The sequence below is a fragment of the Micromonospora yasonensis genome (assembly GCF_026013475.1).
Taxonomy (GTDB): Bacteria; Actinomycetota; Actinomycetes; order Mycobacteriales; family Micromonosporaceae; genus Micromonospora; species Micromonospora yasonensis.
Genome location: NZ_JAPDPH010000272.1, coordinates 1 through 8,382 on the forward strand (window position 1 = coordinate 1; position 8,382 = coordinate 8,382).

The window sequence follows — 8,382 nt, forward strand, 5'->3', positions numbered from 1 at the left end:
CCGGGGCAACGACTGGCTGCGGCCCATCCCCGCAGGCTAGCCGCCGGGTCCGACAACCTGGCGGGTCAGCCCCGTACGACCAGCAGCGGGATGGTCATCTCGACGGCGGTGTCGGCGCCGTGGTACGCCACCAGCCGCGACGCCATCGGCTTCTCCGACCGGGTGGCCACCACGGCGTACGTGCCCCGGCAGATCACCACCACGTCGCCGATCCGGCTCAGGTGCTCCTCCGGCACCGGTCCGAACCAGCCGCTGGCGACCGCCTCGTCCCGGGTGATCACCCGGGCCGCGTCGCCGAGCACCGCCGACCAGGCGGCCACCACGTCGGCCGTGGCACCGGGCTCCACGTGCAGGTAGCGGACCCGGGGCTCGCCGGCGACCACCCGGACGCCGGCCCGCAGCCGGGGATCGGTGTCCAGGTCGATCCGGTGCCGGTCGGGCACGTTGAGCTGGCCGTGGTCGGCCGTGACCAGCAGCGCGGCGTCCGGCGGGAGCCCGTCGACCAGGTGGGCGAGCAGCCGGTCGACGGCGGCGGCGGCGAGCCGCCACGGCGGGGAGTCGACGCCGCTGAGGTGCCCCTGCTGGTCCAGGTCGGGGTGGTACCCGGAGACCAGGGTCGGCCCGGTGCCGGCCGCGAGCGCGGTGAGCATCCGCGCGGCGAGCGCGTCGACATTCGACGCGCCCCGGTAGTCGCCGCCCCGGTTGGCGGCGAGGGTGAGGCCGCTGCCGGCGTACTCGGGGCGGCTGACCACGGTCACCGCCACCCCGGCGGCGCGGGCCCGCTCGTACCAGGTGGGGACGGGCTGCCAGCGCAGCGGCTCCGGGTCGTCGACCCACTCGATGTGGCTGAGCACCCGGTCGGTGTCGGGGACCCGGACCGTGAAGCCGAGCACCCCGTGCGCGCCGGAGGCGGTGCCGGTGCCGAGGCTGACCAGGCTGGTCGGGGTGGTCGACGGGAAGCCGGTGGTGAGCGGGACGCCGACGGCGGCGGCCAGGCCGGCCACGGTCGGTGCGTACGGCGCGGCGGTGGGGATCTGGTACCAGCCGAGGCCGTCGACCAGCAGCACGGCGATCCGGCGTACCCCGGCCAGCCGGGGCGCCAGGCCGAGCAGGTCGGCCGCGCCGGGCACGCCGAGCAGCGCGCAGGCGCTGGGCAGCAGGTCGGCGAGGCTGCCGCCGGCGTAGCGGGGCGCGACCGGGTCGAGCGGGCCCACCGCCGGACCGGTCATGCCGGGCGGCGCGCGAACAGGTGCAGCTGGGCGGCGAGGTCCCGGTACGGCGGCCGGGCCGCCAGGGCCCGTTCCAGCTCGACGAGGGCGGCCGGCTGGGCGTCCGCCACGGCGGCGGGGAGCAGGTCGGCCAGGACGCGTACGCCGTGGATCTCCTCGACGGCGAGTCCGGCGGCGGTGAGCAGCGCGGCGGCGCCCTCGGCGTCGTACCGCCGGCGCAGCGTGTCGCGGGGCCCGGCGCTGCCGCCCGGGTCGGCGGCGAGCGCGGCGGCGACGTCGAGGTGGCCGTTCATCGCGCGGGTCAGCACGGCGGCGGCCCGACCGGCGACCAGGACGCTGGCCGCGCCGCCCGGGCGCAGCGCGGCGACCAGCGCGGCCACCACCGGGGCCGGGTCGTCGACCACCTCCAGCACGGAGTGGCAGAGGACCAGGTCGACGGTGGCCGGCTCGATCAGCCCGGCGAGCGCGTCGCCGTCGCCCTGCACCGCGCGTACCCGGTCGGCGACCCCGGCCTCCGCGGCCCGGCGGGTCAGCGCGGCGAGCGCGTCGGGGCTGGCGTCGACCACGGTGACCCGGTGGCCGGACTCGGCGAGCGGGACGGCGAAGCCGCCGGTCCCGCCGCCGACGTCGAGCACGGTGAGCTGCTCGCCGGCACGCCGGTCCAGCTCGGCCCGGAGCACCGCCCAGAGCACGGCGGTGCGGGGGGTCAGGGTTCGGGTCTGCTCCACCCCGCCGAGCCTAGTCACCCGCGCCAGCGGGGTCAGGACTCGCCGCCTCCGGCCGGGTCCTCCTCGGCGTGGGAGCGGCGCGGGTTGGCCACTGGCCCGTCGGTCACCGGGTACTCGTGCACCTCGGTGTCGTGGGCCGGGACCCAGTCCGCGCCGAGTCGGGTCCGTCGGGCGTTGGCGACGCCATGGTGGGTGTTGCTCCCCGTCATCGTTCTCCACCTTTCCTGCGTGGGCCGCTCTGCCCACGCCGGCGGACCGTATCTCCGGCCCGTCCACGGCGGTAACGGGAATGTGGCGGACGCCATGCCCGCCGGCGGGCCGGTGTGGCGAAGATCTCCGCGCGAGGTGCCTGTTGCCGACCCGCCGTCGACCGGATCAGGCTGACCCGGTGGTCGTCCTGCTCACCGCCTTCGGCATCGTGCTGCTCGGCACCGTCGCGCAGGCGGTCAGCGGCTTCGGCTACGCGCTGGTGACCGTCCCGCTGCTCGCCGCCACGCTGGACCCGCGCAGCGCGGTCGTGGTCTCCGCGCTGACCAGCATCGGGGCGACCCTGAACGCGGCGGTACGCGAGCGCGCCTTCGTCCGCTGGCGGGTGGCGCTGGCCCTGATCGGGACCGGCCTGCTCGGGCTGCCGGCCGGCCTGCTGGTGCTCGCCCACGCCCCGGAGCGGCTGCTCAGCGCGGTGATCGCGGTGGTGGTGCTCGGCTGCGTCGCGCTGGTCTGGTCGGGCGCCCGGATCCGTACCGGCCCGGTCGGGCTCGGAGTGGTCGGCGTGCTGGTGGGCACGCTCACCGCCGCCACCGGCACCAACGGGCCGCCGCTGGTCGCCGCCTTCCACTCGCTCGGCTACGACCCGCGCACCTTCCGGGCCACCATCGCCGCGACCTTCGCCGGCATCGGCCTGATGGGGCTGGCCGGGTTCGTCGCGACCGGGCAGGTGCACGCCGACGTGGTGCGTACCGCCCTGGTCGCGCTGCCTGCCGTGCCGGTCGGCTGGTGGCTGGGCAACCGGTTGTTCCACCGGCTCGACCCGGTGCTGTTCCGGCGGGTCCTCCTGGTCGGGCTGCTCGGCAGCGCCGGCGTGGCGCTGGCCGGCCTGGCCGGGTGACGCCCGTCGCCGCTCGTCGGCCGGGCCGCGGGCGGGCTGCGGGCGGTCAGCGGAAGTCGCGGGACGCCGGGGTGACCGGCGGGTCGATCGCGTCCAGCCGGTCGGCGACCAGGCTGGTGACCCCCTCGTACCGTTGCAACCGCCCCCGCACCACCAGGGCCGCGCTGGTCCGGGCCACCCGCCGGTAGCGCTGCCACAGCCCCGGCGAGCAGGTGACGTTGAGCATCCCGGTCTCGTCCTCCAGGTTGAGGAAGGTGACCCCGCCCGCGGTCGCGGGCCGCTGCCGGTGGGTGACGATCCCGCCGACCCGGATCCGCTGCCCGGGCTCCACCCGGCCGAGCCGGGCGATCGGCACCGCACCCAGGGCGTCCAGCCGGTCGCGGATGAACCGGGCCGGGTGACTCTCCGGGGACAGGCCGGTGGCCCAGACGTCCGCCACCAGTCGGTCCACCGCCTCCATCCCGGGCAGGGTGGGCGGGGTCGCGCCGGTCACCGTGCCGGGCAGCCGGCCCGGGCGGTCCTGGGCCGCCGCGCCGGCGGCCCAGAGGGCCTGCCGCCGGGTCAGCCCGAAACCGGCGAAGGCGTCCGCGGTGGCCAGCGCCTCCAGCTGCGCGGCGGTCAGGCCGACCCGCCGGGCCAGGTCCGGCATGTCCCGGTACGGCCCGTGCGCCGTCCGCTCCGCCTCGATCCGCTCGGCCACCTCGTCGCCGAGGGTGCGTACGCTGCCCAGGCCGAGCCGGACCGCCGGGCCACCCAGCCCCCAGGCGTGCGGCGGCTCCCCCGGCTGGCTGCCCCACCGGGTCTCCGGGGTGGACTCCAGCACCGCCTTGGCACCGCTGGCGTTGATGTCCGGCCGGCGTACCTCGACGCCGTGCCGGCGGGCGTCGTCGACCAGGGTCTGCGGCGAGTAGAAGCCCATCGGCTGGGCGTTGAGCAGGGCGGCCAGGAATGGGGCCGGGTGGTAGCGCTTGAGCCAGGAGCTGGCGTACACCAGGTAGGCGAAGCTCATCGCGTGGCTCTCCGGGAAGCCGTAGCTGGCGAAGGCGGTGAGCTTGCGGTAGACGTCGTCGGCCAGTTCGCCGGTGATGCCCCGCTCGGCCATCCCGGCGTAGAGCCGGTCGGCGATCTGCGCCATCCGCTCCACCGAGCGCTTCGCCCCCATCGCCCGGCGCAGCTGGTCGGCCCCGGCCGCGTCGAAGCCGGCCAGGTCGATGGCGAGCTGCATGAGCTGCTCCTGGAACAGCGGCACGCCGAGGGTCTTCTCCAGCGCGTTGCGCATCAGCGGATGCGGGAAGGTCACCGGCTCCTGGCCGTTCTTGCGTCGGATGTACGGGTGCACCGAGCCGCCCTGGATCGGGCCGGGACGGATCAGCGCCACCTCCACCACCAGGTCGTAGAACTCCCGGGGCTTGAGCCGGGGCAGGGTGGCCATCTGGGCGCGGCTCTCCACCTGGAACACCCCGACCGAGTCGGCCCGGCAGAGCATGTCGTAGACCTCGGGGTCGTCCAGGGTCATGTCGCCCAGGTCGAGCCGGGACCCGATCATGTCGTAGCCGTAGTGCAGGGCGGAGAGCATGCCGAGGCCGAGCAGGTCGAACTTGACCAGGCTGACGGCGGCGCAGTCGTCCTTGTCCCACTGGAGCACGCTGCGGCCGGGCATCCGCCCCCACTCCACCGGACAGACCTCGATCACCGGCCGGTCGCAGATCACCATGCCGCCGGAGTGGATGCCCAGGTGCCGGGGGAAGGTCTGCAGTTCGTTGGCGTACGCCACCACCTGCTCGGGGATGTCCTCGACGTCGACCGCGGCGACCGAGCCCCAGCGGTCGATCTGCTTGCTCCAGGCGTCCTGCTGCCCGGGCGAGAAGCCGAACGCCTTGGCCACGTCCCGCACCGCCGACCGCGGCCGGTACGAGATGACGTTGGCGACCTGGGCGGTGTGCTCCCGGCCGTACCGGGTGTATACGTGCTGGATCACTTCCTCCCGGCGGTCGGACTCGATGTCCACGTCGATGTCGGGCGGGCCGTCGCGTTCCGGGGCGAGGAAACGCTCGAAGAGCAGCCGGTGCCGCACCGCGTCCACGTTGGTGATCCGCAGGGCGTAGCAGACCGCCGAGTTTGCCGCCGAGCCCCGGCCCTGGCAGTAGATGTCCTGCTCCCGGCAGAACGTGACGATGTCGTAGACCACCAGGAAGTAGCCGGGGAAGCCGAGGTCCTCGATCATCCGCAGCTCGTGCTCCAGCTGCGCGTACGCCTCGGGGTGCGCCTCGGGCGGCCCGTACCGCTCCCGGGCGCCGGCCAGGGTGAGGTGGCGCAGCCAGCTCATCTCGGTGTGCCCGGGCGGCACCGGGTACGCCGGCAGCTGCGGCGCGACCAGCTGCAGGTCGAAGGCGAGTTCCGCGCCGAACTCGGCGGCCCGGGCCACCGCCCCCGGGTACGCGGCGAACCGCCCCGCCATCTCCGCGCCGCTGCGCAGGTGGGCGGTGGCCGCGGCGGGCAGCCAGCCGTCGATCTCGTCCAGGCTGCGCCGGGCCCGGACCGCGGCCAGCGTGGTGGCGAGCCGGCGGCGACCCGGGGTGGCGTAGTGCACGTTGTTCGTGGCGACCGTGGGCAGCCCCGCCGCAGCGGCCAGCTCGGCCAGGGCGTCGTTGCGGTCGGCGTCGACCGGGTGCCCGTGGTCGGTCAGCTCCACCGCCACCGTCTCGGCGCCGAAGAGCTCGGTGAGCCGGTCCAGCTCCCGGGCGGCCGCGTCGACCCCCTCGGTGAGCAGGGCGGCGGGCACGTGCCCCTTGCGGCAGCCGGTCAGCACCAGCACGTGGTCGCGCAGCTCGTGGGCGACCTCCTCGAGCTCGCCGTAGACCGGGCGGCCCTTCTCGCCGCCGCGTAGCTGGGCCCGGGAGATGGTGGCGGCGAGGCGCGCGTACCCCTCGTGACCATGGGCGAGCACCAGCAGGTGCCGGCCGAGCGGGTCGGGCTCGCCGTTCTGCGGGCCGGGCAGCCCGAGGGAGAGCTCCGCGCCGAAGACGGTGGGCAGGTGCAGCGCGCGGGCCGCCTCGGCGAAGCGCACCACCCCGTAGAAGCCGTCGTGGTCGGTGACCGCGAGCGCGGTGAGCCCGAGCCGGGCGGCCTCCTCGGCCAGCTCCTCGGGATGGCTGGCGCCGTCGAGGAAGCTGAAGTTGGAGTGCGCGTGCAGCTCCGCGTAGGGCACCGCGCCGTCCGGCGGGGGCAGCTCGGGCGGCTCGTACTGCTGCCGCTTGCGGCTCCACGCCGGGGAGTCCCCGCCGTCGGCGTCGACCGCGAGCGGATCCACCACGTACAGGTGCCGCTCGCCCCGGGGCCGCCCCTTGCCGGATCGCCCGTCGCCGGATCGCCCGGAGAGCACCTGTTCCAGCTCCGACCAGGGCATGTTCGGATTGTGGAAACTCACCGGCCGCCCTCTCGCCCGGCCCCCGTCGAGATCTTGGAAGATTGGCGCCCCTCCAGGGGCCGAAACCTTCCAAGATCCGATTTCGCGCGGCGGTTCGCCTCGGGCACTCGACGAGGGGTCGGCGCCGGGTGGCGGATTGCTGTTGGTCGCCTACGAACTTGATGACGCAGACGGATCAGCGGACCGGTGTGCAACGAGTCATCCACGTCAGTCATAGATCGCCTCCACCAGCCACTGGCCGCCCTCGACCGCGAGCAGCAGGGCGGCGCCGTCGGCCAGGCAGACCTGGAACCGGGCCCGGCGACACGCCTCGGCCGGCGCCCACCAGCGCTCGTCCACCGGCCACGGGCCGGCCCAGCCGACGATCTCGGCCGGCCGGCCGGTGCCGACGACCAGCCGGGCCGGCGCGGCGCTCATCGCCAGCCGGGCGGTGACCACGACCGGCTCCCCGGCGGCGTCGTGCACGGTGGCGAGGAGCGGGGTCGGCAGCACCACGGCCGGCGCCGGCGGCGGCAGCCGCCCCGGCCACGGCGGAACCGCCGCCCCACCGGGCAGGCGTTCGTCACCCCACGGGACCAGGCGCACCTGGTCGGCCGGGGAGCGTCCGCCGCCGAGCACGGCGGTGACGACCGCCTCGGGGCCGAGGATGCCCTGCACCCGGCTCAGCGCGCGGTGCGCCCGCTCCCGCTCCTCGCCGGTCTCCCCCCACAGCCCGGGTTGCAGGCCGGCCTGGGCGAGCACCCCGTCCGGCACCAGCCGCAGCCGGATGATCCCGGCGGTGGGGCGGGTCGGGCGGGCGCCGCCCCGGCCGTTGCTGCCGGAGAGCCAGCCGTCCAACTGCCAGCGGACCCGGTCGGCGATGGCCACGGCGGTGAGCAGGCCGTCGTGCCGCCAGACCCGGTGCAGCTCCTGGCCGTGCGCGGTGACTGCCTCGATGCCGAGCCGGGTGCAGGCCAACCCGTACCCGGCGAGTCGCTCGTGCAGCTGCTCGGCCAGCATCCGGGCCGCGAACGCCGCGGCGTCGACCCGGTCGAGCGGCTCGTCGTAGTCGGCGGTGACCGTCAGGTCGGCCGGCGGCTGCCGGACCGCGAGCGGCCGGTGGTCCCGGCCCGCGGCGAGCCGGTGGGCCAGCGCCCCGTCGAACCCGAACCGGGCCAGCACGTCGCCGGCGGACAGGGCGGCGAAGTCGCCGAGGGTCCGCACCCCCAGCCGGCGCAGCAGGTCGGTCAGGGCGGGCCGGCCGAGCGCCTCGACGGGCAGCGCGGCCAGGAACTCGGGACTTCCCCCGGGCGGCACGATCCGCCCGTCCCGGGCGGCCAGCCCGGCGGCGAAGACCCCGTCGGCGATGCCGACCTGGCTCTCCACCGCGCACGTCTGGGCGACGTGCTCGACGATCCGCTCGGCCGCCGCCTCCTCGCCGCCCAGGTAACGGCTGGGCCCCCGGGCGACCAGCGCGCAGGCCCCGGGCCGGAGCACCTCCACCCCGGCGGCCACCTCCTCGACGGCGGCGACGACCGGCTCGAACGCCCGGGCGTCCCGGCCGGGATCGTGGTCGACGACGGTGAGCTGGGGGCAGCGCCCCTGCGCCTCCCGACGGCGCAGCCCCCGGCGTACGCCCTCGGCGCGGGCCCGTTCGGAGCAGGCGACCACCCGGTTGCCGTGCAGCACCACGACCGGGTCGGTGGCGGGCACCCCGTCGACGATCTCGGCGGCGAGGACCGGCCAGTCCGGGCACCAGAGCAGCAGGGTCCGCACCGGCGCACCGGTCATGCCGACCCGACCACGGTGAACGCGCCGCGGCGGGCCCCGGCGGCCGGCGCCACCACCCGCAACGGGGCGGTACGCGCGGCGACGCCGGCCCCGGCCGACCGGGGGATGACCCGGGTCAGC

General features: G+C 76.2%; 6 protein-coding genes. 1 reads left to right on the forward strand and 5 read right to left on the reverse strand.

Features of this window, described 5'->3' with window-relative positions; translation table 11 throughout:
• Positions 1–65: 65 nt before the first annotated feature.
• From ONA70_RS32355 to ONA70_RS32365, 3 genes are read right to left on the reverse strand one after another with little or no spacing between them, the layout of a single operon-like run.
• Positions 66–1,229, reverse strand: coding sequence for an alkaline phosphatase family protein (locus ONA70_RS32355; protein WP_265010287.1), 1,164 nt, complete (start codon positions 1,227–1,229; stop codon positions 66–68).
• A complete protein-coding gene (locus tag ONA70_RS32360) occupies positions 1,226–1,975 on the reverse strand; it encodes a methyltransferase domain-containing protein (RefSeq protein ID WP_265010288.1) in 750 nt (249 codons plus the stop codon). Before ONA70_RS32360 ends, ONA70_RS32355 begins: the two co-directional genes overlap by 4 nt.
• Positions 1,976–1,989: 14 nt before the next feature.
• Positions 1,990–2,166, reverse strand: coding sequence for a hypothetical protein (locus ONA70_RS32365; RefSeq protein WP_265010289.1), 177 nt, complete (start codon positions 2,164–2,166; stop codon positions 1,990–1,992).
• A 179-nt stretch (positions 2,167–2,345) separates the two neighbouring features.
• Here ONA70_RS32365 and ONA70_RS32370 point away from each other — a divergent pair, with 179 nt between their 5' ends.
• Positions 2,346–3,065, forward strand: a complete 720-nt coding sequence (locus tag ONA70_RS32370; protein ID WP_265010290.1) for a sulfite exporter TauE/SafE family protein — start codon at positions 2,346–2,348, stop codon at positions 3,063–3,065.
• Positions 3,066–3,111: 46 nt separating this feature from the next.
• Here the strand turns inward: ONA70_RS32370 and ONA70_RS32375 are convergent, their stop codons facing one another.
• Entirely contained in the window at positions 3,112–6,492 is a 3,381-nt protein-coding gene (locus tag ONA70_RS32375) for an error-prone DNA polymerase (RefSeq protein ID WP_265010291.1), read from the reverse strand.
• Between the two features lie 207 nt (positions 6,493–6,699).
• A complete protein-coding gene (locus ONA70_RS32380) occupies positions 6,700–8,262 on the reverse strand; it encodes a DNA polymerase Y family protein (protein ID WP_265010292.1) in 1,563 nt (520 codons plus the stop codon).
• Between the last annotated feature and the right edge of the window lie 120 nt (positions 8,263–8,382).

Coding starts and splice junctions, on each gene's coding strand:
- ONA70_RS32355 (WP_265010287.1), bottom strand. CDS start 1,229: ATGACCGGTCCGGCGGTGGGCCCGCTCGACCCGGTCGCGCCCCGCTAC.
- ONA70_RS32380 (WP_265010292.1), bottom strand. CDS start 8,262: ATGACCGGTGCGCCGGTGCGGACCCTGCTGCTCTGGTGCCCGGACTGG.
- ONA70_RS32365 (WP_265010289.1), bottom strand. CDS start 2,166: ATGACGGGGAGCAACACCCACCATGGCGTCGCCAACGCCCGACGGACC.